This window comes from Microcella indica (assembly GCF_013414345.1).
GTDB lineage: Bacteria > Actinomycetota > Actinomycetes > Actinomycetales > Microbacteriaceae > Microcella > Microcella indica.
In genome coordinates this window covers 1,772,702-1,796,776 of record NZ_CP058670.1, presented here as the reverse complement: position 1 = coordinate 1,796,776, position 24,075 = coordinate 1,772,702, and the positions used below count along the sequence as shown (strand labels likewise).

At 71.4% G+C, this 24,075-nt stretch carries 27 protein-coding genes, 2 tRNA genes and 1 riboswitch; of the genes, 12 read left to right on the top strand and 17 right to left on the bottom strand.

Annotated features, from left to right (window positions below; all coding sequences use genetic code 11):
• Window positions 1-50: 50 nt before the first annotated feature.
• Both HUJ41_RS08785 and HUJ41_RS08780 read left to right on the top strand, forming a co-directional pair.
• The gene (locus HUJ41_RS08785) at window positions 51-794 is read left to right on the top strand and encodes a TVP38/TMEM64 family protein (RefSeq protein WP_179872255.1); all 744 of its coding nucleotides are present in this window, start codon (window positions 51-53) and stop codon (window positions 792-794) included.
• Entirely contained in the window at window positions 794-1,420 is a 627-nt protein-coding gene (locus tag HUJ41_RS08780; protein ID WP_179872254.1) for a CDP-alcohol phosphatidyltransferase family protein, read from the top strand. The genes HUJ41_RS08785 and HUJ41_RS08780 overlap by 1 nt, the downstream gene beginning before the upstream one ends.
• A 29-nt stretch (window positions 1,421-1,449) precedes the next feature.
• Here the strand turns inward: HUJ41_RS08780 and HUJ41_RS12870 are convergent, their stop codons facing one another.
• Window positions 1,450-2,892, bottom strand: coding sequence for a dihydrolipoyl dehydrogenase family protein (locus HUJ41_RS12870; RefSeq protein WP_179872253.1), 1,443 nt, complete (start codon window positions 2,890-2,892; stop codon window positions 1,450-1,452).
• Between the two features lie 92 nt (window positions 2,893-2,984).
• Between HUJ41_RS12870 and HUJ41_RS08770 the strand changes: the two genes are divergently transcribed.
• Window positions 2,985-3,506: a GNAT family N-acetyltransferase gene (locus HUJ41_RS08770; protein ID WP_179872252.1), complete on the top strand. Its 522-nt coding sequence runs from the start codon at window positions 2,985-2,987 to the stop codon at window positions 3,504-3,506.
• Window positions 3,503-4,402 carry a glycosyltransferase family 2 protein gene (locus tag HUJ41_RS08765; protein ID WP_179872251.1) on the top strand — a complete coding sequence of 300 codons (900 nt, stop codon included), beginning with the start codon at window positions 3,503-3,505 and terminating at the stop codon, window positions 4,400-4,402. The genes HUJ41_RS08770 and HUJ41_RS08765 overlap by 4 nt, the downstream gene beginning before the upstream one ends.
• On the opposite strand, the gene HUJ41_RS08760 is transcribed toward HUJ41_RS08765, so the two are convergent.
• The 4 genes from HUJ41_RS08760 to HUJ41_RS08745 form a co-directional block, all read right to left on the bottom strand.
• Window positions 4,396-5,478, bottom strand: coding sequence for a baeRF3 domain-containing protein (locus tag HUJ41_RS08760; protein WP_179872250.1), 1,083 nt, complete (start codon window positions 5,476-5,478; stop codon window positions 4,396-4,398). The two genes, HUJ41_RS08765 and HUJ41_RS08760, sit on opposite strands and share 7 nt — an antisense overlap.
• 151 nt (window positions 5,479-5,629) lie before the next feature.
• Entirely contained in the window at window positions 5,630-6,286 is a 657-nt protein-coding gene (locus tag HUJ41_RS08755) for a response regulator (RefSeq protein ID WP_179872249.1), read from the bottom strand.
• Complete coding sequence (locus tag HUJ41_RS08750; protein ID WP_179872248.1) at window positions 6,283-7,899, bottom strand: GAF domain-containing sensor histidine kinase; 1,617 nt, start codon at window positions 7,897-7,899, stop codon at window positions 6,283-6,285. The genes HUJ41_RS08755 and HUJ41_RS08750 overlap by 4 nt, the downstream gene beginning before the upstream one ends.
• Window positions 7,896-8,747: a TerC family protein gene (locus HUJ41_RS08745; RefSeq protein ID WP_179872247.1), complete on the bottom strand. Its 852-nt coding sequence runs from the start codon at window positions 8,745-8,747 to the stop codon at window positions 7,896-7,898. Before HUJ41_RS08745 ends, HUJ41_RS08750 begins: the two co-directional genes overlap by 4 nt.
• A gap of 30 nt (window positions 8,748-8,777) precedes the next feature.
• Window positions 8,778-8,889, top strand: a riboswitch (TPP riboswitch).
• Window positions 8,890-8,953: 64 nt separating this feature from the next.
• On the opposite strand from HUJ41_RS08745, the gene HUJ41_RS08740 reads away from it, so the two are divergent.
• Genes HUJ41_RS08740 through HUJ41_RS08730 form a run of 3 tightly spaced genes read left to right on the top strand, consistent with a single transcriptional unit; the run spans window position 8,954 to window position 12,357 of the window.
• Window positions 8,954-9,589 (top strand): ECF transporter S component, encoded by a 636-nt coding sequence (locus HUJ41_RS08740; RefSeq protein WP_179872246.1) that lies wholly within the window; start codon window positions 8,954-8,956, stop codon window positions 9,587-9,589.
• Window positions 9,590-9,593: 4 nt separating this feature from the next.
• The gene (locus HUJ41_RS08735; RefSeq protein ID WP_179872245.1) at window positions 9,594-11,867 is read left to right on the top strand and encodes an ATP-binding cassette domain-containing protein; all 2,274 of its coding nucleotides are present in this window, start codon (window positions 9,594-9,596) and stop codon (window positions 11,865-11,867) included.
• Window positions 11,854-12,357: a nucleoside/nucleotide kinase family protein gene (locus tag HUJ41_RS08730; protein ID WP_179872244.1), complete on the top strand. Its 504-nt coding sequence runs from the start codon at window positions 11,854-11,856 to the stop codon at window positions 12,355-12,357. Before HUJ41_RS08735 ends, HUJ41_RS08730 begins: the two co-directional genes overlap by 14 nt.
• Window positions 12,358-12,366: 9 nt before the next feature.
• On the opposite strand, the gene HUJ41_RS08725 is transcribed toward HUJ41_RS08730, so the two are convergent.
• The 7 genes from HUJ41_RS08725 to HUJ41_RS08695 form a co-directional block, all read right to left on the bottom strand.
• Window positions 12,367-13,611, bottom strand: a complete 1,245-nt coding sequence (locus HUJ41_RS08725; protein ID WP_179872243.1) for a D-alanyl-D-alanine carboxypeptidase family protein — start codon at window positions 13,609-13,611, stop codon at window positions 12,367-12,369.
• A complete protein-coding gene (locus HUJ41_RS08720) occupies window positions 13,608-13,979 on the bottom strand; it encodes a metallopeptidase family protein (RefSeq protein WP_246299197.1) in 372 nt (123 codons plus the stop codon). Before HUJ41_RS08720 ends, HUJ41_RS08725 begins: the two co-directional genes overlap by 4 nt.
• The gene (locus HUJ41_RS08715) at window positions 13,969-14,484 is read right to left on the bottom strand and encodes a DUF2017 family protein (RefSeq protein WP_179872242.1); all 516 of its coding nucleotides are present in this window, start codon (window positions 14,482-14,484) and stop codon (window positions 13,969-13,971) included. Before HUJ41_RS08715 ends, HUJ41_RS08720 begins: the two co-directional genes overlap by 11 nt.
• Window positions 14,481-14,816: an ATP-dependent Clp protease adapter ClpS gene (clpS, locus tag HUJ41_RS08710; RefSeq protein WP_179872241.1), complete on the bottom strand. Its 336-nt coding sequence runs from the start codon at window positions 14,814-14,816 to the stop codon at window positions 14,481-14,483. The genes HUJ41_RS08715 and clpS overlap by 4 nt, the downstream gene beginning before the upstream one ends.
• Window positions 14,817-14,902: 86 nt before the next feature.
• Window positions 14,903-14,978 (bottom strand) — tRNA-His (locus HUJ41_RS08705).
• 38 nt (window positions 14,979-15,016) lie between these two features.
• Complete coding sequence (orn, locus tag HUJ41_RS08700; protein WP_179872240.1) at window positions 15,017-15,637, bottom strand: oligoribonuclease; 621 nt, start codon at window positions 15,635-15,637, stop codon at window positions 15,017-15,019.
• A 9-nt stretch (window positions 15,638-15,646) separates the two neighbouring features.
• Window positions 15,647-16,294: a GDSL-type esterase/lipase family protein gene (locus tag HUJ41_RS08695; protein ID WP_179872239.1), complete on the bottom strand. Its 648-nt coding sequence runs from the start codon at window positions 16,292-16,294 to the stop codon at window positions 15,647-15,649.
• A gap of 165 nt (window positions 16,295-16,459) precedes the next feature.
• Between HUJ41_RS08695 and HUJ41_RS08690 the strand changes: the two genes are divergently transcribed.
• Complete coding sequence (locus HUJ41_RS08690) at window positions 16,460-16,723, top strand: thioredoxin family protein (RefSeq protein ID WP_179872238.1); 264 nt, start codon at window positions 16,460-16,462, stop codon at window positions 16,721-16,723.
• Here the strand turns inward: HUJ41_RS08690 and HUJ41_RS08685 are convergent.
• Window positions 16,660-17,403: a potassium channel family protein gene (locus HUJ41_RS08685; protein ID WP_179872237.1), complete on the bottom strand. Its 744-nt coding sequence runs from the start codon at window positions 17,401-17,403 to the stop codon at window positions 16,660-16,662. The two genes, HUJ41_RS08690 and HUJ41_RS08685, sit on opposite strands and share 64 nt — an antisense overlap.
• A gap of 73 nt (window positions 17,404-17,476) precedes the next feature.
• Between HUJ41_RS08685 and HUJ41_RS08680 the strand changes: the two genes are divergently transcribed.
• Window positions 17,477-17,549, top strand: a tRNA-Arg gene (locus HUJ41_RS08680).
• Between the two features lie 99 nt (window positions 17,550-17,648).
• Here the strand turns inward: HUJ41_RS08680 and HUJ41_RS08675 are convergent.
• The 3 genes from HUJ41_RS08675 to HUJ41_RS08665 are packed head-to-tail and all read right to left on the bottom strand — an operon-like array spanning window position 17,649 to window position 20,512.
• Window positions 17,649-18,464: a hypothetical protein gene (locus tag HUJ41_RS08675; protein ID WP_179872236.1), complete on the bottom strand. Its 816-nt coding sequence runs from the start codon at window positions 18,462-18,464 to the stop codon at window positions 17,649-17,651.
• A 55-nt stretch (window positions 18,465-18,519) separates the two neighbouring features.
• Window positions 18,520-19,485, bottom strand: a complete 966-nt coding sequence (locus tag HUJ41_RS08670; RefSeq protein ID WP_179872235.1) for an EamA family transporter — start codon at window positions 19,483-19,485, stop codon at window positions 18,520-18,522.
• Window positions 19,486-19,492: 7 nt separating this feature from the next.
• On the bottom strand, window positions 19,493-20,512 hold the full coding sequence (locus HUJ41_RS08665) for an aldo/keto reductase (protein ID WP_179872234.1): 1,020 nt from the start codon (window positions 20,510-20,512) through the stop codon (window positions 19,493-19,495).
• 63 nt (window positions 20,513-20,575) lie between these two features.
• On the opposite strand from HUJ41_RS08665, the gene msrA reads away from it, so the two are divergent.
• Window positions 20,576-21,103: a peptide-methionine (S)-S-oxide reductase MsrA gene (gene msrA, locus HUJ41_RS08660; RefSeq protein ID WP_179872233.1), complete on the top strand. Its 528-nt coding sequence runs from the start codon at window positions 20,576-20,578 to the stop codon at window positions 21,101-21,103.
• Between the two features lie 92 nt (window positions 21,104-21,195).
• Window positions 21,196-21,408, top strand: coding sequence for a methyltransferase (locus HUJ41_RS08655; RefSeq protein ID WP_152583774.1), 213 nt, complete (start codon window positions 21,196-21,198; stop codon window positions 21,406-21,408).
• A gap of 19 nt (window positions 21,409-21,427) precedes the next feature.
• Here HUJ41_RS08655 and HUJ41_RS08650 read toward each other — a convergent pair whose 3' ends face one another.
• The gene (locus HUJ41_RS08650) at window positions 21,428-23,353 is read right to left on the bottom strand and encodes a hybrid sensor histidine kinase/response regulator (protein ID WP_179872232.1); all 1,926 of its coding nucleotides are present in this window, start codon (window positions 23,351-23,353) and stop codon (window positions 21,428-21,430) included.
• A gap of 202 nt (window positions 23,354-23,555) precedes the next feature.
• Between HUJ41_RS08650 and ssb the strand changes: the two genes are divergently transcribed.
• Window positions 23,556-24,050, top strand: coding sequence for a single-stranded DNA-binding protein (ssb, locus tag HUJ41_RS08645; RefSeq protein ID WP_179872231.1), 495 nt, complete (start codon window positions 23,556-23,558; stop codon window positions 24,048-24,050).
• Window positions 24,051-24,075: the final 25 nt, after the last annotated feature.

Sequence of the window (24,075 nt, the reverse complement as noted above, 5' to 3'; positions counted from 1 at the left end):
GGGGTCGATGGAGACGGCACTCTCCTCGCCTGCTCCTACACTGACTGGTGATGAGCGGTTTGCCGGTATTGCGCGACTCTGACGACGGTAGTGCTCGTCGAGGTGCCGTCCTGGTGCGCGCGATCACTCTCGCGGTATTCGTGGCCGTCGCGATCGCGGTTGGGTTTCTCGTGCCGCTGCCGAAGCTCGAGGCTGTGCGCGACTGGACGGCCGAGCTGGGTGTGGTCGGCGGCGTCGGGTTCGCGCTGCTCTACGCGGCGGTCACGCTCACACCGGCACCGAAGAACGTGCTCTCCGTGGCGGCAGGGCTCGCCTTCGGGTTCGGCTGGGCGCTCGCCGCGGTGTACGGGGGCGCGCTCCTCGGCGCGGCGGCGGCCTTCGCCCTCGGCCGGGGTCTGGGCCGCGACGCCGTCGAGCGCTTCACCGGCGCCCGCGTCGCGCGGCTCGACGACCTGCTGCGCCGGCGAGGGCTCCTCGCCGTGATCGGGGTGCGGCTCATCCCCGTGCTGCCGTTCACCGCGATCAACTACGGCGCAGGTCTGACGGCGGTGCGGCGCCGCGACTACGCGCTCGGCACCGCCTTCGGCATCATCCCCGGCACCGTCGCCTACGTCGCGCTCGGCGCCTACGGGCTCGAGCTCGGCTGGCCCGCGTGGACGGCGATCGGCGTGCTCGGCGCGCTGACTCTCGCCGGCGCGGTGTTCGCGAGCGTGCGACGTCGACGCGGGGCCGATCTGCCTGCGACCTCGACGCCATCCGAGTCGACATCCGCTGACCCGGAGGAGAGCCGCTGATGCTCGATCGACCCCTGCGCGCCGTGCTCGCCCGCCCCGTCGATGCGATGGCGCGTGGCCTCGATCGTCGGTGGATCTCACCGAACGGCCTCACCATGTCGGGTCTCGCCCTCGGCCTCGCGGCGGCGGTCGCGGCCGGTCTGCAGTGGTGGGGTGCGGCTCTCGCACTGTGGCTCGTCTCGCGCGTCGTCGACGGACTCGACGGCGCTCTCGCGCGCCTGCGCAAGGCGGACGGCCGGGCGGGTGAGAGCGAGGCCGGCGGCTTCCTCGACATCACCGCCGACTTCGTCGCCTATGGGGCGACGGTCGTCGGCGTCGCGGTGGGCGCGACGGCGGGCTACAACGCCCCGTGGTGGCCGTTCCTGCTCGTCCTGTTCGCGTACTACATCAACGGCACGGCGTTCCTCGCCTTCTCGTCGATCGCGGAGCGCACGGGCCGCACGATCGACGACGGCCGCTCGCTCTCCTTCCTCGGGCGCATCGCCGAGGGCACCGAGACGATCGTCGTGCACAGCCTGTGGTTCATCCTGCCGTTCTGGGCTGCGCCGATCGCGGTCGGATGGGCGGCTCTCGTGGCGGTCAGCGCCGTGCAGCGCATGATCGCGGGCTTCCGCGCCCTGCGCTGAGGCGGGATGCCCGGCTCGCGCCCGCGCGGCTACCGCGTCACGAGGCGGCGCACGCGCGCGAGCACCCCGATGACGGTCGCGAGTGCTCCAGACTCGAGCCGCGATCGCACGTCGGCGATCGCGGCATTCCACAGGGCGTCGCTGTAGGTCGGGTAGGGGTGGGTGGCGCGCGAGATCGCACTCGACGTCAGTCCAGCACTCACGGCGAGGCAGGCTTCGCCGATCGACTCGCCCGCGCGGGGGCCCACGATCGTGGCGCCGCGCACGCGACCTCGGCGGTCGATCACGAGCCGCGTGTAGCCGCCCGTCTGGCCTTCCGCGATCGCACGGTCGGTGTGCGCGTGCTGGATCTCGCTCACGGTGCACCCCTGCGAGGCCGCATCGTCGGGCAGCACGCCGACGGCGGCGACCTCGGGGTGGGTGAAGGTCACGCGCGGCACGGCGTCCCGGTCGATTCGCCGACGCAGTCCGAGCACGGCGTTGGTCGCGGCGGTGCTGCCGCCGACGCCGGCGAGGTGGGTGAAGGCGGGCAGCCCGGTCACATCGCCGGCGGCCCAGATGCGCCGATTGCTCGAGCGCAGTGCATGGTCGACAGCGACGTAGCCCCGATCGTCGAGGCGCACGTGCGCGGCGGCGACGTCGAGGTCGCCGACGCGCGGGGTGCGCCCGAGAGCGACGAGAATGCGGTCGAAGGGCACCGTGGCGCCCGTGGAGAGGGCCGCGGTTCCGCCCCCGCCGCTCCCGGCGTCGATCGACTCGAGCTCGGTACCCGTGAGCACGTCGACGCCGTCGGTGCGCAGAGCGGCGGCGACGATCGCCGACGCGGACTCGTCCTCCTTCGGCAGCAGGCGCGCATTGCGCTGCACGAGGGTCACGTGCGACCCGAGTCGCGCGAAGGCCTGCGCGAGCTCGCAGCCGATCGCCCCGCCGCCGAGCACGAGGAGCCGGGCCGGAAGCTCGTCGATATCCCACACGGTCTCGCTCGTGAGCGCATCGACCCGGTCGAGCCCCTCGATGCCCGGCATGACGGGGGCGGAGCCCGTGGCGATGATCGCCTGACCGAACCGGATGCGCCGACCGCCCACCTCCGCCTCGCGAGGGCCGACGAAGCGCGCTGATCCGCGCTCGACGCGCGCTCCGACGGCGCCGAGGGCCTCGGGGGCGTCGGTGGGCTCGATGACGCTGATGGCCGCGCGCACGTGCCGCATGACGGCGGCGAAGTCGACGGTCACGCTGCTCGCGCTCACCCCGAGCTCGACGCTCGAGCGGGCGCGCGTCGCCGCGTCCGCGGCGGCGATGAGCGACTTGGAGGGCACGCAGCCGGTCCACAGGCAGTCCCCGCCCATCCGGTCGCGCTCGACGAGCAGCACGTCGGCTCCGAAGCGCGCGGCCGTCTTGGCCGCGACGATCCCGGCACTGCCGCCGCCGATCACGAGCAGGTCGACAGCAGAGCCGGAGTGAGTCTCAGTCATGGGCAGAGAGTAGCGTCCTCCGCTGTCTCGCGAGCGAGCCGCCGCGCGCACCGTACGCTTGCCAGCCCCCGTGATTGCTACGCTGACCGATCGTGACCACTCTTCGCGGCAGCGACGCCTCCACAGGCCACCGAGTACGACCCCTCGTCGTCGCGGACGCGGCCGCGCTGCAACCCCTCAACGATGCCGCTGCACCCGCGGTGCCGGTCACCCCGGCGCGCGAGCTCGCCTCCCTCATCGCGCTCTCCTCCCTCGCGCTCGGTGTCGAGCGCGACGGGCAGCTCGTGGGCTTCGTGCTCGCCATCGCGCCCGGTGCCGCCTACGAGAGCGAGAACTACCGCTTCTTCGAGTCGCGCGAGGTCGACCACCTCTACGTGGACCGCATCGTTATCGCCGAGTCGGAGCGCGGCCGTGGGCTCGGTGCGATCCTCTACGACGCCGTCTTCGATACCGCGCGCGAGCAGGGCCGCACCGAGGTCACGTGCGAGGTCAACCTCGACCCGCCCAACCCGGGCAGCATGGCCTTCCACCGTCGCCGCGGCTTCCGCGAGCTGGGCAGCCAGCACACGAAGGGCGGCACCGTGACCGTGGCGCTCCTGAGCGCTCCGCTGTGACGACGGCACCTCCACCGCCCGCGCCCTCCGAGGCGGGCCCAGCACCGCTCACCGTCTCGATCGTCATTCCCGCGTTCAACGAGGAGCTCACGATCGGGCCGTGCGTGCTCGCCGCGCTCGCGCAGACCACTCCCGCCCACGAGATCATCGTGGTCGACAACCGGTCGACGGATCGCACGGCGGAGATCGTCGCCGAGCTGCAGGCCGAGCATCCGGATGCCCCACTGCACTACCTGCAGCAGTTTGACGAGCAGGGTCTCGTGCCCACGCGCAATCTCGGTCTCGACGCGGCGACCGGTCGGGTGATCGGGCGCATCGACGCCGACTCGGTGCTCGAGCCGACGTGGGTCGAGGAGGTGCAGAAGGCGTTCGCCGACGAGACGGTGGCGGCGGCCACGGGGCCGGTCATCTACTACGACATGCCGCTGCGGCGCTTCGGCCTCAAGGCCGACGACACCCTGCGGCGGGCGATGCTCATGCTCGCCAGGGAGTACCACTTCGTGTTCGGCAGCAACATGGCGCTGCGCGACTCGGCGTGGCAGCGCATCCGCGGGGAGGTGTGCCGTGACGAGGAGGATCTGTTCCACGAGGACATCGACATCTCGGTGCACCTGCACGACTGCGGGCTGAAGGCGGTCTACGTCTCGACGATGGTCACGGGCATGTCGGCGCGGCGCATCGACGACAGCCCGCGCGACTACTACTCGTACGTGGGCCGCTTCGACCGCACCTACACCCACCACCACGTGCGCAACCGGGCCCTGCGCGTGCCCGCGTGGGTGTTCCTGGCCGTGTATCCGGCGCTCAAGGGCATCCGCTGGGGACAGAACGAGATCGCCGCGCGCCGTGGGCCCGCGGCGCCTCCCGCGGGCCCGGCGCTCGCCGCGACTCAGTAGCGCAGGATCGCGACGGGATGCTCGATCCCGGCCTCCTCGTCGACGAGGTGGATGCTGCCGCTCGTGCTCACCGTGTCGGCCACGAGCTCGGCGAGGCTCTCGTCCGGCTCGTCGAGACTCGAGCGCGGCACGATGAGGGTCTCCACGCGGCCGTCGCTCGCCGCAGCGCGCACGGCGCCGGGGCGGCTCGCTGCGCGGTCATCACCGGAGCCGGCGAGGGAGCGGTAGCGGTCGAGAAGCTCGAGGAGGCTCTGCTCCGCCGCGGGCCGCAGCGCCTCCCAGGCCCGTGCGTGCAGGGCGTCGTCCTCATCGAGCACGTCGGGGTTGACCTCCACGTCCGCCGTCAGCAGCCCGGTCGAGCGCAGTCGGCCGATGATGTCGGCTCCGGCGAGGAGGACGACGGGGGGCTTCTCCGCGGCGGTCGCGCGCTCCAGCTCGCTCGCGATCTTCTGCACGAAGTCGTCGAGACGGGTCTCGCGCCACTCCGGGGGGCCGTCGCCGTAGACCTGGGCGCGGCTGATGTTCGCCGACCCCGTGTTGGGGCGTGCGGGAGGGCTCGCCTGCGCTGGCGCCTCGTAGTCGTTCTCCGCGGCGTCCTCGCTGACGCCGCCGGGCAGGTCCGCATCCAGCTCGGTGAGCGAGTCGCGCGTGGCCCGGTAGAGATGCGCGCCCGAGGCGGTGGCCGTCAGCACGAGCGCGCTCTCGTTCTCGCCGAGGAGGGGCAGGAGGGGGGCGGTGTGGAATCGCTGCCCGACGACGACCCGCTCCTCGAGGGTGTACGGGACGCGGTGCACCAGCGCTCCCTGCTCGCTCGCGAAGACGGCGAGGCCCGCGCTCTGGTGCTGCCAGAAGTCGTGGTCGTCGAGAAGCTCGCGCGCGGGCGCCAGGAGCTCCGCGATCGTGTCTCCCTCGACCCCGGACTGCGCGAGCTCGCTCTCCGCGTCGCGCAGGGCGTTGGTGAATCGGATGGGGTTCTGCGTCGTCTCGGTGCCGGTGACGTGCATCGGCAGGAGGATGGACACTCCCGGGTCGGGTGTCGCGGTGATGAGGTCGGTGACGTCGGCTCGACTGATCATGCTGCGCTCCTCTCGTCGGCGGCGCGCCGGTATCCCGACGCGGGGCGCCCACGATAGTGAGGCAGTCTGGGCGGCTCCCAGGTTTCGCTCAACCAGCCTTCGAGAGTCGATCAGGGGTGCATCAGGCGTGCCCGCCGCTGCGAGCGCGGACTCACCCGCCGGGGCGCTCGCGCGGCAGCCACTCGGCGGCGAGCACGGCGGCCTGCGTGCGGCGCTGCATGCCGAGCTTCGCGAAGATCGCGCTCACATTGTTCTTGACCGTCTTCTCGGCGAGGAAGAGCCGATCGCCGATCTCGCGGTTCGACAGGCCCTCGGCGATGAGACCCAGTACGTCCTTCTCGCGCGGCGTCAGCGCGTCGAGCGGCGAAGGCCCGTCGACGGGCTGCGTCAGGCGCGCGGTGACGCGCTCGGTCACGCCGGGCTCGAGCAGCGATTCGCCCGCCGCGACGCGTCGGATCGCGTCGACGAGAGCCGTCGCCCGCAGCTCCTTGAGCAGATACCCGTTGGCCCCCGCGAGCACGGCGGCGAGGACCGCTTCGTCGTCGTCGTACGAGGTCAGGATGAGGCAGCCGATACCGGGGTCGAGCGACTTCACGTCGCGGCACACATCGATGCCGCTGCCGTCGGGCAGGCGACCGTCGAGCACGGCGACGCGGGCGCCCGAGGCGAGAATGGCGTCGGCGGCACCGTGCGCGAGTCCCGCCTCGCCGACGACGGTGATGCCGTCCTCGTGCTCGAGCAGGTCGCTGAGCCCACGACGCACGATCTCGTGGTCGTCGAGCAGGAAGACGGTGACGGGTTCGCTCATCGTGCCTCCCACGGTACCGTCCAGCTCAGCACGGTGCCGTGCGGGTCGGCGCTCGCCACCGAGAACTCTCCCGCCCGCTGCCGCGCACGAGCGGCCAGGTTGTCGAGGCCGCTGCGACGCGAGTGCGGGCCGATGCCGACGCCGTCGTCGGACACGGTCACGGTGACGTGGGCTCCGCGCACGGCGATCGAGACGGCGACGCTCGACGCCCGGGCGTGCCGCACCGCATTGGAGAGGCTCTCGCGCACGACTGCGGCCACCTCGTCGCCGAGCTCGGTGTCGACGAGCGTGTCGACGGGGCCCGAGAATTCGAGCCTCGAATCGAGATCCTCACCCTCGAGGGTCTGCCGCACGAGCGTGTTGATGCGGGCGCGCAGGCTGTAGTCGCTCGCGCCGGCCGGCGATTCCAGCCGATAGATCGCGTGGCGGATCTGCCGGATGGTCGCGTCGATCGCCTCGACCTGAGCGGCGATGCGGCTGCCGACGGGTGTGCGGGGGTCGCCGACCACGCTCTGCAGCGAGAGCCCGACGGCGAAGAGGCTCTGGATCACGTGGTCGTGCAGGTCGCGCGCAATGCGGTCGCGCTCGTCGGCGAGGGCGATGCGCTCCTCATCGCTGCGCGTGCGGGCGAGGTCGCGCGCGATCGCGACAGAGCGCGCGAACCGCGTGATGGTCTCCCGCTCCGCGGTCGTGAAGGGGTGCCCGCGCTCGCCGCGCGCGATGCCGAGGGCGCCGGACTCCCGATCGGGGCCGCCCTCGAGCGGCACGAGCAGCACGGGCCCGAGCGGGGCGCCGTCGGCGCGACGGTCGAGCTCCTGCCGGGCGTGCGCGAGAGCGTCGCCCGCCGAGCCGCCGGCCGAGTCGACGGCGACGACAACGTCGGCACCGGAGAGCTCTGAGGCCACGTCGGCGACGACGGTCAGGTCGTCGGGGTCGAGCTCGCCCGCCAGCAGGCGCTGGTTGAGGCGCTCGGAGGCGGCGAGCCAGCGCCGGTCATCCCGTGACTGCTCGTAGCGGCGGGAGTTCGCGATCGCCGTGCCCGCCATGGCGGCGAGGGAGGCGATGACCGCTTCGTCGACCTCGTCGAAGGGGCCGTCGGCGCGCTCGGTGAGGTAGAGGTTGCCGAAGACGGCGTCGCCGACGGGGATCGGCACGCCGAGGAACGATCCCATGGGCGGATGATGGGCGGGGAACCCCACCGAGCGCGCATCATCGGAAAGCGTGTCGAGGCGGATGCTCTGCCTCTCGGTGATGACCGCGCCGAGAATGCCCCGGCCGCTCGGCGGGGGCCCGAGCGCCTCCACCTGCTCTGGTGTGAAGCCGTCGTGCAGGAACCGCTCGAGCCCGCCGTCGGGGGCGATGACGCCGAGCGCGCCGTAGCGGGCTCCGACGAGCTCGCGCGCGACCTCGACGATGCGCTGCAGAGCGGCAGTGAGGTCGAGCTCCTGCGTGACCGATCCTGCGGCGCTCAGCAGCACGGCGAGCCGACGGTGCCCCTCCTCGGGGCTCGCGGCACGATCGAGCACGCGCGTGATGAGCGTCACGATGTTCGGGCTCAACGGTGCGCCCGACGAGCGGTCGGCGGGCGGAGTGCGGGAGGAGCTGGGGCTCACGGGGCCCCGTCTGGGTGGTTCATCGAGTCGGAGACGGCCCGGCGCTCCGCGCCGACCGGTACCGGCGTGATGCGCCCCTCGGGGGCGTCCTTGATGATGAAGGGTCGCAGCGTCACGGGCTGCGGCTCGGCCGCGCGCCGCTTCGCCTGGCGCCCGCGGTAGATCAGGTTGAGCACCTCGACGCCGATCGCGAAGGCGATGGGCCCGTAGATGAGCGCCTTGTCGATGTGCACGTCGACACCTTCGGCGATGAGCGTCGCGCCGATGAGGACGAGGAAGGCGAGCGCGAGCATCTTGACGGTCGGGTGCTTCGCGACGAAGTCGCTGATCGCCTTCGCCGTGAAGAGCATGAGCGCGATCGCGATGACGACGGCGGCGATCATGATCCAGAGCTCGTCGACCATGCCGACGGCGGTGATGACCGAGTCGAGGGAGAACACGATGTCGATGAGCAGAATCTGCACGATGACGCCGCCGAAGGTCGCGGCCTTGCCGCCGCGCGCGTGCTCCTCCTCGCCCTCGAGCTTCTCGTGAATCTCGATGACTGCCTTGTAGACGAGGAAGAGCCCGCCGAGGATGAGGATGAGGTCGCGGCCCGAGATGCCCATGCCGAGCACGCTGAACAGGTCGGCGGTGAGCCCGATGATCCAGCTCGCGGCGAAGAGCAGACCGATGCGCATGAGCATCGCGAGGCTCAGCCCGACGATGCGCGCCCGGTTCTGCTGCTCGGCCGGGAGCTTGGCGGCGAGGATCGAGATGAAGACGACGTTGTCGATGCCGAGCACGATCTCCAGCACGAGCAGCGTGGCGAAGGCGATGAGCAGCTCGGGGCTGAAGGCGAGGTCCATGGTCGCGATCCTACTGACTGCGCATAGACTGGGCTCGTACACGGGAGTCCGGTGAACCGGGCTGAGAGGAAGCGCAACTCACGCTTCGACCGTCGAACCTGATCCGGATCATGCCGGCGCAGGGAGGACTACATCTCACATCACCCGTGCCATACCGATTCGCGGGCCGTGCGAGCGTGCCCGCGCAGAGCGAAAGGCACATCATCATGGCTGCACCCGCAACCGACACCACCAGCACCGCCCCCGCCCGTCCCTCGCTGCGCTGGAGGGTCGTCGACATCGTGATCGCGAGCGTCCTCGGCGTCGCCGGCGGGCTCATCTTCGTGCTGTGGAATCTCGCCTACAACCCCGTGACGGCCCCGCTCGAGGCCTTCCTGCCGGGGCTTCAGGCGCTCTTCCACGGCATCTGGCTGTTCCCCGGCGTGCTCGTCGCCCTCATCGTGCGCAAGCCCGGTGCCGCGCTGTACGGCGAGATCGTCGCGGCCAGCGCGTCGGTGCTCATCAGCGGCACCGAGTGGGGGCCGCTCACGCTGCTCTCCGGCCTCGTGCAGGGTCTCGGCGCCGAGCTCGTCTTCGCGATCCTGCTCTACAAGGCCTGGGGTCTCGTGCCCGCGATCGTCGCGGGTGCCGGCGCCGGCGTGGGCATGGTCGTTCTCGACCTCATCGTCTGGTACCCGGGCGCGGCGGTCGAGTTCGCAAGCATCTACGCCGTGAGCGGCGTGGTCTCCGGCGCGATCTTCGCGGGACTCGGCTCGTGGCTCATCATGCGCGGGCTCGCCCGCACGGGTGCGCTCAGCCGCTTCGCGGCCGGTCGCGAGCTCGGGTCGCGTGCCGCATCCTGACCCGATGACGCCGGATGCGGCGCTCGGGTCGAACCCGGGCGCCGCATCGCTCGCCGCGCACGACTGGAGCTGGACTCCTGCGGGCCGCGCCGAACCCGTGCTCGAGGGCATCGAGCTGAGCATCGCGCCCGGCGAGCGCGTGCTGCTGCTGGGTGCCTCCGGCAGCGGCAAGTCGACGCTGCTGCAGGCCTGGGCCGGGGTGCTCGGCGGTGACGACGAGGGGCTGCAGAGCGGCGCGCTCACGGTCGACGGGGCGGCCGTGAGCACGGTGCGCGGGCGCACCGGCCTGCTGCTGCAGGATCCGGATGCTCAGCTCGTGCTCGCGCGTGCGGGAGACGATGTCGCCTTCGGCCCGGAGAACCTCGGCGTGCCGCTCGAGCACATCGCCCAGCGTGTGCCGGAGGCACTGAACGCCGTCGGTCTCGAGCACCTCGGGGCCGACCACGACACGACGCAGCTCTCGGGCGGCCAGAAGCAGCGGCTCGCGCTCGCGGGCGTGCTCGCGATGCGGCCCGGCGCCCTGCTGCTCGACGAGCCGACGGCGCAGCTCGACCCCGCCGGGGTGCGCGAGGTGGCGGCGGCCGTGGCCGCGCTCACCGAGGAGCGATCGATGACGCTCGTCGTCGTCGAGCACCGCGTCGACGTGTGGGCGCCGCTCGTCGACCGGGTCATCGTGCTCGAGGAGGGCCGCGTCGTCGCCGACGGCCCGATCGAGGAGGTGCTGCAGGTGCGCGGCGCCGACCTCGCGGCCGGGGGAGTGTGGGTGCCCGGGCAGGAGCCCGAGCATCCCGCCCCCGCTCCCGAGGCGCCGGGGGCGACGCTGCTGTCGGCGCGCGGGCTCGCCCTGCGACGCCCCGGCGGCACGGTCTTCGCCAGGGACATCGATCTGGAGGTGCGCGCGGGCGAGGTGGTCGCGCTGACGGGGCCCAACGGTTCGGGCAAGAGCACGCTGCTGCTCGCCCTCGCCGGGCTGCTGCCCGCGGCCGAAGGGGCATCGCACGTGGCGGATCACGGGGATCCCGCGTTGTGGAGCTCACGCGAGCTCGTCGAGCGACTCGGAGTGGTGTTCCAGAACCCTGAGCACCAGTTCGTCGCCGCCACCGTGCGCGAGGAGCTCGCGGTGGGGCCACGGGTCACCGGCGAGGATCCCGCACGCATCGAGGAGCGCTCCGCGGCGCTCCTCGAGCAGCTGCGGCTCACCGCGCGTGCCGCCGCGAGCCCGTTCACGCTGAGCGGCGGCGAGCAGCGCCGGCTCTCGGTCGCGACCGCGCTCGCGACCGCTCCGCCGATCCTGCTGCTCGACGAGCCCAGCTTCGGGCAGGACTCCCGCACGTGGGCCGAGCTCGCCGCCCTGCTCGCCGCGCACCGCGACGCCGGGGGAGCGGTCGTCATGGCGACGCACGATCGCGCCCTCGTCGACGCGCTCGGCGCGCGCGAGGTGCGGCTGCCCGCCGCCGAACCCGCTGAGACCAGCGTCGACGGTGCGGCGCCCGGGCAGCCCGCCTCGACGACGGCAGCCCGCCGACCCCTCGTCGACCGCATCAACCCGGTCGCGGCGCTCGCCGCCTCGCTCATCCCCGCCCTGCTGCTCGTCGTCTCGATCGATCCGGTCTCGGCGGCGACGGCTCTCGCGCTGCAGCTGCTGCTGCTGCCGCTGCTCGGCGTGCCCCTGCGCACGCTCGCGCTGCGCAGCATCCCGATCCTCATCGCGGCGCCCTTCACGGCGCTCACGATCGTGCTCTACGGTCGCCCCTCCGGCGAGGTGCACGTCGAGTTCCTCCTGGTGCGCATCAGCGACGGATCGATCGAGCTCGCCCTCGCGACCCTCCTGCGCGTGCTCGCGATCGGCCTGCCCGCGATCGCGCTGTTCTCGCGACCCGATGCGACGCGGCTCGGCGATGCCTTCGGGCAGACCCTGCGCCTGCCGGCCCGCTTCGTGCTCGGCGCGGTCGCGGCGCTGCGTCTCGTGACCCTGCTGCGCGGCGACGCGGCGACGCTCGAGCGGGCGCGGCGAGCGCGCGGCGTGGGCGACCGTGGGCGCATCCGGCGCTTCGCCGGCATCCTGCTCGGCCTCCTCGTGCTGTCGCTGAGGCGCGGCTCCGCTCTCGCGATCGGCCTCGAGGCGCGCGGCTTCGGCGCCCCCGTCGCCCGCACGTGGACGAGGCCCGCTCCGTGGACGACGCTCGACACCGTCGTGGTGGTGATCGGGATGCTCGTCTCGAGCATCGCGCTGCTCGCGGCCGTGCTCACGGGAAGCTTCACAGGTGTCCTCCGCTGAGCGCTCCCGACCGCGCCTGACGCTCGTCGACGGGCGCTCGGGCTCGGGCAAGACGACGTTCGCGACGGAGCTCGCGCGGTCGACCGGCGCGCAGCTGCTGAGACTCGACGACGTCTACCCGGGCTGGGACGGCCTCGAGGCGGCGGAGGCGCACGTGCTCCACCACGTGCTGCGGGCGATCGCGGAGGGGCGCCCGCCCCGCTGGAGGTCGTGGAACTGGCCGGATTCCCGACCCGGCACCTGGCACGATCTCGACCCGCGGCGGCCCCTCGTGATCGAGGGGTGCGGTGCCATTAGCCCGGCCGCGCGCGCCCTCGCCGACTACGCCCTCTGGATCGAGCTGCCCGACGACGCCGAGCGGCGACGCCGGGCGATCGCGCGGGACGGCGAGGCTTTCGCCCGCAACTGGCAGCGGTGGGCGCGCCAGGAGGACTGGCACGCGCACCTCCACGATCCGCGCGGCACCGCCGACGAGCACGTGCCGGGCTGAGTCGGCGGCTCAGTCCGTCCAGCGGCCGATGACCGTCGCGGGGTCGGCGAAGCGCCAGGCGACCCCCGGCTGCGCGATCGTGGCACCGGCGACGAGGTTCGACACCTGCTCGCCGTCGGGAGTCGTCACGACGAGCTGCCCGATCGTGGTGCCCTCGAGCACCGTCTGGCGCTCGGGAACGTTCAGGCGCACCTCGATCGTGGCGGCGTCCAGCTGGGTGACCGTGATCGCGTCGCGGGCGAGGATGCTCGCGCTCGGCCCCCACGCCGCCCGCAGCTCGCCGACCGTCGCACCGGCCTCCACGATGGTGGTGGGTGCGACGACGTCGGCGAGGGAGGCGATGAGTGCGCGCACCGCGACCTCGGCCTGCGCGTAGCCCGGCTGGCCGAGCAGTGCGAGGGCGACGGGAGTGGCCGACTCGCCCCCCGTGCCGGCGGCCACGACGGGCACGGCCAGGAGCAGCACGACTCCGGCCGCATCCGTGTAGGTGCGGGCGAGGCCGATCGCGCCGGTATCGACCACGTACGCGGCCTCGTCGCCCCACGAGGCGCCCGCGGTCGCCGTGCGCGGACGGTCGGTCATGAGCTCGCCGAGCACCGGGTGGGCGAGAGTGAGCTGGGCGAGTCGCGCGAGGTCGCGCGCGGTCGAGATGTTGCCCGAGTCCAGCCCCGTCGCGTCGACGACCGCGGTGTCGGCGAGCCCGACCGAGTCGAGCCAGGTCGAGGCCGCCGCCGTGTAGGCGTCGAGGCCGCCGAAGACCTCGAGCATGAGCAGCTCGGCGATGTTGTTGCCCGAACCGATGGCGGTCGCCGCGAGCAGGTCGCGGCGCGTCCAGACCTGACCCTGCACCACGGGCACGGTACGAGCACCCGCCGTCGTGAGCTCGCGGTAGCGGGATGCTGTCGCCGCATCGATCTGCACCGTCTCGCCCGTGCGCCCCGCCTCGAGAGGCTCCGCGTCGAGGGCGACGTGCGCGAGCACGAGCTTGGCGACGCCCGCCATGGGGCGAGGCTCCTGCGCGCCGGCGAGAATCGGCTCGCCCGAGGGCAGGGAGACGGCCGTCGCGCCGGCGTCCGGCAGCACGAGCTGGTCGAGCGAGGCGCCCACGGCGCTCGTGTCGAGGTCGCGCGGCTGCACCTCGAGCGCCGGTAGCGGGCTGAGCAGCGCGGCCGCCGCGTAGGCGGCGCCGCCGACGATCACGACGGTGACGACGCCGCTCACGATCGCCCGCGCCCGACGCGCACCTCTGCTCATGCCCAGCCCAGCCGGTGCAGCTCGTCGTCGTCGATCCCGTAGAAGTGGGCGATCTCGTGCACGAGCGTGATGTGGATCTGCTCGTGCAGCTCCTCGAGGTCCCCTTCGGCCGCGGCGAGCAGCGGCTCCCGGTAGAGGATGATGCGGTCGGGAAGCTCGCCGAAGCCGTACTGGCCGCGGTCGGTGAGCGCGACCCCCTCGTACAGCCCCAGCAGGTCGAGAGAGCCGTCCTCGGGCCTCGCCTCGGTCACGAAGATGACGTTGTCGAGCCCGTCCACCATCTCGTCGGGCAGCGCGTCGAGCTCCTCCACGACGAGCCGCTCGAACGCGGCCTCGTCGAGGTCGAGCTCGGCGGGCTCACTCGCCACCGTCGGCACCGCTCTCGCCCGCCTCGAACACCCGCACCAGGTCGTCTTGAATCCACGCGAGCCAGTCGTAGAGCTCTCGCAGCCCCGGCTCCGAGGTCGTGCCCTCGTCGCCGTCGACGACGATCCCGATGCGGTCGGCGATCACGAGCCGCAGGTCGCCCACCGCCCGCACCCAGTCGAGGGCGTCGTCGGCGTCGAGGGTGATCGTCGTCGGCTCCGAGGCGACCGCGGGAGCCGCGAGCGCCCGGCTCAGGGTCGCAGCGTGCGCGACCTTGCGCTCGACGAGGCTGCGCCGACTCAAGCGGCGCCACTCCTCGGCGGCCTCGGCGTCATCGCGGTAGGCATCGGGCAGCAGGCGACGCACAGCGCCGTCGGCGAGGGCATCCGGTTCGAGACTGTCGGCGAGCAGCGACTGCAGCTGACGGCTCAGCGAGAGCAGGATGCGCGCCTCCTCCGGCTCGAGGATCGCCTGCCAGCCCGCCTCCGTCGCCTGGAAGCCCCTCATCGCGGAGCCTTCTCGACGGTCGCCCACAATCCGTACTCGTGCATCGCCTCCACGTGGCGCTCCATGGCCTCACGATTCCCCTCCGCGACCGTCGCGCGACCGTCGTGGTGCACGGCGAGCATCGCCCGCTCGGCGTCCTGTCGCGTCATGCCGAAGTGGCGGCGGAACACCCACGAGACATAGCTCATGAGGTTCACCGGGTCGTTCCAGATGACCGTCGACCACGGCACCTGCGAGGCGTGCAGGGTCTGCTCGTCGAGCCTCTCGGCCACGGACGAGGAGGTGCCGGCGGGGGGAGTCACGCTCCTAGTGTCGCGCAGGCGACTGAACATGCGGGGAGGACGCGGGGGTGGCGCCGCACGAGGGTGCCCCAGAGACGCCAATCGGGCCCGGGAAGAACCCGGACCCGATCGGCCAGTGGGGTGAGTAACGGGGCTTGAACCCGCGGCCTCCTCGACCACAACGAGGCGCTCTACCAGCTGAGCTATACCCACCGTGTCACCGTGCTCGCGCACGCTGCCGCCCCAGTGTATTACAGCCGGGGCTCCCACTTCTGCACGATGTCGGCCGCGATCGCCTGAGCGTCGTCAGAGCTGGGCCCCGGCTCGGCGACGAACCCCGCCCTGCGGTAGTAGTCGAGCTCGCGAATCGACTCGAGAATGTCGGCCATCGCCCGGTGCCCGCCATCCTTCGCGGGCGCGTTGAAGTAGATGCGGGGGAACCACCGGCGCACGAGCTCCTTGATGGAGGAGACGTCGACGCTGCGGTAGTGCAGGTGGGCGTCGACCTGCGGCAGAGAGCGCGCGAGGAAGGCGCGGTCGGTGCCGATCGTGTTGCCCGCGAGGGGAGACTGCCCGGCGGTCGGAACGTGCTCGGTGAGGTAGGCCATGATCTGCGCCTGAGCATCCTCGAGCGGCACGCCCTGCGGCAGCTCGTCGAGCAGCCCGCTGGAGGCGTGCATGTCGCGCACGAAGTCGCTCATGTTCGCCATCCCCCGCTCGGTGGGGGCGATGACGATCGAGAAGCCCTCGTGCACGGGCTCGAGGTCGTAGTTCGTGATGACCACGGCGACCTCGATGAGGTCGTCCACGGCGAGGTCGAGCCCCGTCATCTCGCAGTCGATCCAGACGAGACGATCAGTGGCGGCACTCACTCCGGCAGTCTAGCCGCCGGCCGCCGACGCTCGAGGGCGGCCGCCCAGCTCGACGAACGGCAGCCCCAGGACATGCACGGCCCGCGTGCCCAGCTGGCGGTGGCCCTCCTCGCCGAGATGCACGCGATCACCCGTGCCGAGCGGGCGCAGGCGCGCATCGCGCAACGACCAGGCATCCACGACCGAGGCGTCGTGCGTGCGGGCGATCGACCACAGCTCTGCCGTGAACTCGGCCGTGCGCACGCGCCGCCGTCTGGGCACGATCGCCGTCGGCGGGTTGAGGCACGTCGCGAGCACGACGTCCACGCCTGCCGCGGTGAGCGTGCGCACGCCCGACTCCAGACGACGGGCGAGCGCGGCCGGCCGCGCGGAGCCGTCGAGCAGCTCCGACGTGCCGATGAGGATCGTCACGAGGTCGGCGCCCGCCTCGAGCGCGCGCGGCACCTGGTCGTGCACGAGTTGCTCGACGGTCGCGCCGGGGCTCGCGAGCGAGCATCCCTGCGCAGCCTCCCCGCGCAGCCGGGCGACGCTCTCGACGGCGAGGGCGACCCGATCGGTCCACGACCAGGTCGGGGAATCGAAGGTGAGGTCGCTCGCGTCGCGGCGCATCATGCTCACCGAGTCGCCGAGCGCGCGATAATTCCCCCACCGTGCCATTGCAGGAGTCTCGCCCGCGACGGTGAACATGCGGCGACGCGCGCGCGACCGTGGGGCAGACGTCACGCAGAATTCACCCGGCGTTGGCCGGAACGCGAAGGTCCGGCCGTTCGCGTCGCCCGCGGCGATCAGGGGGCACGGATGCTCCGCCTCTAGGCTTCACGCATGCGCCTCGAGCTCTACACCTCAGCCTTCTGCGAGCCCTGCCACCGGGCCCGTGAGGTCGTCGCCGAGGCCGCGCGGCTCGTGCCGACCCTGCAGTGGGACGAGCTCGACGTGGCCCACCACCTCGAGCGCGCCGAAGCGCGCGGTGTCACCCGCACCCCCACCGTCGTCGTCCTCGACGACGGGGGTGCCGTCGTCGTTCAGGCCGAGGGCGTTCCCCCGCTGCCGCGGCTGCTCGCCGCGCTCGCCTCCGCCGCCGACTGAGGTGCGTTCCCGGCCTCCTGGTCGGGCTCGTCGCCACGCGCCACCGCCGCGGTCGCCGACTCCGAGGTCGCGGGCGCCGCGACGCGCTCGACGAACCACGAGGCGAACGTCGCCGTCACCGAGCCCAGCAGCGCGATGCCCGCCACCATGAGCCCCGCGGCCACCAGTCGCCCCGCCGTGGTCACCGGGTACAGGTCGCCGTAGCCGACCGTCGTGATCGTCACGAACGCCCACCAGATGGCGTCGCCGAACGACGTGATGAGCGCCCCGGGAGCATCCTGCTCCACATCGAGGATCGCGACCGACGCGATGAGGATGAGCATGCTCGACGCCGTCACCAAGTACATCGTCACCTGGCCGCGGAACGCGCTCGCCTTGCTCAGCAGCCCCACGAGGCTCACGAGGCGAATGAGGTACAACGGGCGGAAGAACGGCAGGATCACGATCGCCAGCAGATGCAGGTGACGCACGAACCACTGCAGCCGGTTCGTGGTCAGCACGAGGCGCGCCACGTAATCCACAACGAACATTGCCCAGATGATCACGAGAACAACCTCGATGGTGATCTCCAGCGCGGTAGGAGGCTCGCCGATCACGAGCCAGGCGTAGATGCCGAAGAAGACGAGGGCGGCGGCCGCGAGAGGCCACTCCGAGACGCGGGTCCAGTGAGCGTAGGTCATCCCCCGAGGCTACGTAATCGATGCGCGGCTCGGCCAGTGGCGCTACTCGACCAGTATCCTGGGGGAGCTGGATGCCCCCGTAGCTCAGCGGATAGAGCAGGAGCCTTCTAATCTCTTGGTCGCAGGTTCGACTCCTGCCGGGGGCGCTGTGCCGATTCCTGGGTGCGCCGCCGCTCCTGCGGCGCACCACGCTCCGCGTCACGAGCGCGGTCGCGACGCTGCGCTTGCGCCCGCTGTGCCAATCGTCAGTCGTGGTCGGTCGAGTCGATGCGCTCGCGCACGACCGACGCGGCCATCGGGCGCGGGGCGTCCTCCGCGTCGTCGACGATCGCGGGGCTCGCTGCCGTGCGGGTGCTCGGCGGGGGCGCCGCCGCGAGGGCCGCCGCCAGGGCCGGGTCGCGCACGGGGCCCGTCGTGGCGGGCGGTTCGGGCAACACCGACGCAGAGGGCGGGGTCGTCACGGGCGAAGGTTCCGGCGCTGCCTCGGCAGAAGCATAGGCAGAAGCAGAGGCAGAGGCAGAAGAGGGGGCAGAGGGCGCCTCCGCGGGCGGCTCGGCGGTGTCATCGGTCTCGTATCGCCACCGCTCGAGGTCGGCGCCGAAGAGCTTCTTGGCTGTGCGCGGTTTCTGCGACCAGGCGATGAGCGCATCCCGATAGTCGCCGAGGGTCTGCTGGGCCTGGAACCGGAAGCCCGAGGAGTGCCCCTTCATTGACTCGAGCTGGTGGGTCGCCCAGTTCGCGGCGAGAGCCGCGCCGGGTATGGGCAGGAGGCGCAGGCGCGTCTCGGCCTCCGAGATGAGTTCGTCGACGTGTCGGCGCTCGGTGTCGCTGTGGTCGTGCCACTCGGCCGCGGTGCGTCCCGCGAGCACGAACGCTCCGACGGCGCTGGTCAGGGCATCCCGATCATGGTGCTTCAGCAGGCGCTTCGTGGAGCCGCGCGCGATGAGCGCGGCGACCACCCCGGCGACCAGGATCGCGAGCGCGGGGATTACCGCGCCCGTGAGCACGCGCCAGCCCTCGTCAGAGGCCCACCATTGGACGACGTCGTTCCCCCATGTCATGCCCTGCACTGTACCCCCGAACGGGGGTCGTGGCGAGCCCCGAGCTGACGAAAGGTCAGCGAGGGGATACGTCGACGGTCGTGATCGGCCCCGTATTGAGGGCCAGATCGGCGTCGACGACCGTCTTCGTGCTGCGGGCCGTCTGAGCGAGGATGATCCCCGCGAGCACGACCGCGGCGCCGACGATCTGCACGAGCCCGAGGGTCTCGCCGAGCCACACCCATGCGACGGCGAAGGCGAAGACCACTTCTGAGGAGGCGACGACGCCCGCCGCTGTCGCCGTCAGGTACCGCAGCGAGGCGAGGCTCAGCATGAAGGGGGCGAACGACCCGAGCGCGACGTTCCAGGCGAGCGGCAGCCACATCGGTACGAGAAGCTCCGCACCCTGGCCGCCGAGGTCCACGTGAGCCGTGAACACCGTCGGGTCGAGCTGCCACCAGCCGCTCACGAACGCCCAGAAGATCGCGGCGAACGACATCGTCCAGAACGACACGGCGAGCGGCGAGGTGCGCACGACCTGCTTCTCGCCCACGAGGAAGTAGGTGGCGAGGCAGATCGCGGCCGCGAGGCCGAAGAGCACGCCGAGCGCGTTGAGCGTGCTCGCCCACACCTGGGCGACCACGGCAAGCCCCACGAGCACCAGGCCGATCGCGGCCCACAGCCGCGCCTTGACCTTCTCATGGAAGAAGAAGAACGCCACGAGGGCGACGAGGAGCACCGCCAGGTACTCGAGCAGCAGAGCGATGCCGACCGGCAGCAGCTGCACGGCGGCTGCGTAGGTTCCCTGCAGGAAGGCGACCCCGACGACGCCCAGGACGATCATGATCGGCCACTGCCGGCGCGGCATGCGGAAGGCGCGACGGTCGATCGCGAGCAGCACAGCGCCAGCGATGAGCGCGGCGCCCACGAGGCGGAACTGCGTCACCTGCGCGGGGGTGAGACCCGCCTCCATGATGAGCTTCGTGACGCTGCCGTTCGCGCCGAACAGCACTGCCGCGAGCAGCGCGTAGACGTATCCCACCGTCGGGCTACCGGATGCCGATGCCGTGCACGGCGTGCGGCTCGATCGCCGCGATCTCGTCGTCGGTCAGCGCGTCGCCGTGGAGCGCGTCGAGACTGTCGTCCAGCTGGCGCACGCTGCTCGCACCGATGAGGGCGCTCGTGACCTGCGGGTGCCGCAGCACCCACAGCAGGGACATCTGCGCGAGCGACTGCCCACGGGCCTCCGCGATCGCGTTGAGGGCCCGTGCGTGCCCGAGATACGTGTCGTCGATGGTGTCGCTCGAGATCCAGCGACCCTCGGCGGCACGCGAGTCGGCGGGAATGCCGTCGAGGTATCGGTTGGTGAGCAGGCCCTGCGCGAGGGGGGAGAACACGATGCTGCCCAGTTCGAGGTCGGCCAGAGCATCCAGGAGCCCGTCCTCCATGCGCCGGTCGAACATGTTGTAGCGGGGCTGATGGATGACGAGGGGGATGCCGAGCTCACCGAGAATGCGGTGCGCCTCGCGCGTCTGATCAGCGTCGTAGTTCGAGATGCCGACGTAGAGCGCCTTGCCGCTCGTGACCGCGGTGGCGAGCGCCCCCATGGTCTCCTCGAGCGGGGTGTCAGGGTCGGGGCGGTGCGAGTAGAAGATGTCCACATGGTCGAGGCCGAGGCGGCTGAGGCTCGCGTCGAGGGAGTTCAGCAGGTACTTGCGCGAGCCCCACTCGCCGTAGGGCCCCTCCCACATGAAGTAGCCGGCCTTCGACGAGATGACGAGCTCGTCGCGGTACGGCAGGAAGTCTTCGGCGAGGATGCGGCCGAAGTTGCTCTCGGCGCTGCCGGCGGGCGGGCCGTAGTTGTTGGCGAGGTCGAAGTGCGTCACGCCGCGGTCGAAGGCGCGGCGCGGGATCGCGCGCTGCGTCTCGATCGGCTTGTCGTCGCCGAAGTTGTTCCACAGCCCCAGCGAGATGCGCGGAAGCTTCAGGCCGCTCCGCCCGACGCGGGCGTACTCGAGCTGGTCGTAGCGGTCATCGGCGGCGGCGTACGGCGTGTGTTCGGTGGGCATGCGTCCAGCGTACGACCGGGGAGCGCTCGGCCCGTGCACGGGCGACGGTCGTACACTCGCTCCATGCGCACATTCCACCTCGCCGGAGGCTGCTTCTGGTGCCTCGACGCCGTCTACCGCACGATCGAGGGCGTCTCCGACGTCGTCTCGGGCTACACGGGCGGTCACGTCGAGAACCCCAGCTACGAACTCGTCTGCACCGGCTCGACGGGGCACGCCGAGGCTGTTGCCGTGACCTTCGACCCCGATGTCGTGCCCGCCGACGTCATCCTCGACGTCTTCTTCACGCTCCACGACCCTCGCCAGCTGAACCGGCAGGGCAACGATGTGGGCACGCAGTACCGCTCGGCGATGTTCTACGCCGATGAGGAGCAGAAGGTGCTGTTCGAGGCGGCCCGCGACCGCGCATCCGAGATCTGGGATGGCGGCATCGTGACGGAGATCTCGCCACTCGGCCGCTACATCATCGCCGAGGACTACCACCAGGACTTCTTCGCGAAGAACCCCGGCCAGGGGTACTGCCTCGCGGTCGCCCTGCCGAAGGTCAACAAGGTGCGCAAGGCCTACGCGCCGTACGTGAAGGCGCGCTGAGAGACTCCTCGGCGCCCTCGACAGGCGCCCGCCTTCAGGCGTATTCTCGTATCACGCACCACGAGGCGTCCATCGACCGAAGGGAGCGCACCATGAGCACACCGATCGAGATCGACCAGACGTGGGCCGCGCACGGCCCCGCGGGAGCCGTCGGCTCCGTTCAGCGCAGCGGTGACGATTTCTACGTGTCACTGCCCGGTGAGGATGCCCGGCGCGGGCCGTACGAATCGCTCGATGTCGCCAAGCGCGCGCTGCACGCCGCGCTGGGGCCGGGTGCTGAGCGACCCGACTTCACGGAGCACTAGGCGACACGCTCGCGCAGCATCACGCGGTGCCGTCGAGGGCGAGCCGCACCGCGCCGAGCAGGGTCGGCACCGTGTACGGCTTGGCGAGGAATGCGGTGATGCCGCTCGTGGCGCTCGGGATGAGCTCGGCGCCTGCGGCGAGTCCGCTCGCGGCGAGCACGGGGATGTCGTGGGGTGACGCGGCGATATGCGCGGCGTGGGAGGCCCCGTCGAAGCCCGGCATCATCATGTCGGTCAAGACCAGATCGATGCGGTGACCGTCGTCGCGGAGGATGCGCAGCGCCTCGTGCCCGTCGTTCGTGGTCAGCACGCGGTAGTCGTGGGCCTGCAGCGCCTCCGCCGTGGTGGCCAGGATGAGGGGCTCGTCGTCGACGACGAGGATCGTCTCGCCGTGGCCCGGCACGGCATCATCATCGCGCTCCGCTGAGGCGGGGGCGAGCTCGGCCGCGGGGAGGACGATATCGAATCGCGTACCTCTCCCTGGCTCGGTGCGCACGGATATTCGGCCGTCGTGGCGCTCGATGATCGCGGCGGAGGTCGGCAGGCCCAACCCCGTGCCTTCGCCGAGTGGCTTGGTGGTGAAGAAGGGCTCCCACAGCCGTTCGACGATCTCGGGAGTCATGCCGACGCCGCTATCGATGATGGAGAGCGCCACGTGGTCCTTCTCCAGCACCGCGTGCGGCAGGGGGTCGTGCTCGGGCGGCTCGTGCGGCGAGCCGCTGTGCGTGGCGAGCGTCAAGGTGCCGCCGTCGGGCATGGCGTCGCGGGCGTTGAGGATGAGGTTCTGCACCACCTGCATGAGGTGGGTGGTGCTGCCGAGCGTGCCGTGGCGCGCCTCGTGCCGCACGAGTATGTCGACCGAGTCCGGCAGGGTGTCGCGCGCGAACCGGTGCGCCTCGGCGAGCAGATCGGCGAGGTCGATGGGCGCACGCTCGACATCCACTCCACGGGCGAACGTCAGCATCTGACGGATCATCGTGGCGCCTCGCCGTGCGCTCTTCTCGATGGTGGTCAGCATCTCCCGATCGCGGTCGCTGCGGTCGTCGGCGAGCAGCACCTGGGTAGCGAGGAGGAGCGGTGTGAGCACATTGTTGAGGTCGTGGGCGATGCCGCCGGCGAGAGTGCCGAGGCTCTCCATGCGTTGCGCGCGCTCGCGCATGTCTTCCACCCGCCGAAAGTCGGTGATATCCGACGTCACCGTGAAGATGCCGATGGGGTCACCCTCGTCATCCTGCAGAAGATGCCACCGTCCATCTCCGACGATGAGACGGTTGTCCTGCGCGCGCTCACGGATCTCCCCTGACCAGTAGCCGTCGCGCAGTACCGCGGTGCAGCTCGAGTCGAACTCGCGCACGTCGTGATACAGCATGTCTCGTGCCGAACGGCCGATGGCCTCATCGGCACTCCAGCCGTACATCGCGCTCGCCCCACTGTTCCAGTAGCGGATCGTGTGATCCAGGTCGCGCACGATCATCGCATCGCGCGTGGCATCGAGGAGTGCCGCCTGCTCTCGAAGGCTCCGGATGCTCTCCTCGAGCTTGAGGCGCGTGAGCTGGTCTCGCGTGACATCTCGCAGATAGCTGGCGATGCCGCCGTCGATCGGGTGCACCGTGATCTCGAACCATGCTTCGTAGTGCTCGCTGAAAGCCCTCACGCTCGCGGACTCACGTTCGTGCATCGCTCGTTCGTGCGCGGGACGGAAGGCTTCCGTGGCGAGTTCGGGGTAGATCTCCCAGATGGCGTCGCGTGTCAGGACGTGGGTCGGAACACCGGCCTGCGCGATGGCGGCGGCATTGGCGAAGCTGATGCGCCAGTCCGGGGTGACGAGCACCACCGGGTGCGGAAACTGCTCGATCGAGGAGCGCACCTGCTCGGGGGTCGCGGACCAGTCGACCGGGCTGGGGGCATCACCATCGACGTGTCGATCCGGCGTGTGGTTCGACATCGCCCCAGTCTAGGGCGCGCCTCGACGGTCCCGCCCGGCCGTTCCTCCCCAGGTTGCGCGTGGCGGTCGTGCCTCCGCAGGCCGCTGCGTCTCCTCTCTGCATGGTTCCCGACCCACCACACTCTCCGGTACGAGACGCCGGGCGCTCTTCCGGCACGAACCGTCCGGCGTCTCGCCCACCATTGGCAGACCGGAGGACACCATGACCGACACCATCACGCTCACGGGGCTCGTCGCGACGAACCCTCGTCATATCGTCACGAGCGAGGGGCTCACGATCACGAGTTTTCGCCTCGCCTCGAACCAGCGCCGCTTCGACCGCGGCCAGAACGCCTGGATCGACGGCGACACGAACTGGTACACCGTGACCGCCTTCCGACAGCTCGGCACTCACGTGGCGACCTCACTCGAGAAGGGGCAGCGCGTGATCGTCACGGGGCGCGTGCGCATCCGCGACTGGGAGACCGACGAGAAATCGGGCACGTCGATCGAGATCGACGCCGACGCGATCGGGCACGACCTCACCTGGGGCCGCGCGACCTTCACGCGCAGCGTCATCGCCAAGAGCACGACGCGTGATGACCCTTCGGAGTCGAGTGACGGGACCGCCCAGGGGCCGACCGAGGAGGATGCGTCGCCCGCCGAGGAGTCAGCGGACCAGAGCGGGCAGGAGGCGCTTGCCGCGACCCCGTTCTAGGTACTGCCGATGATGCTGGGCCCTC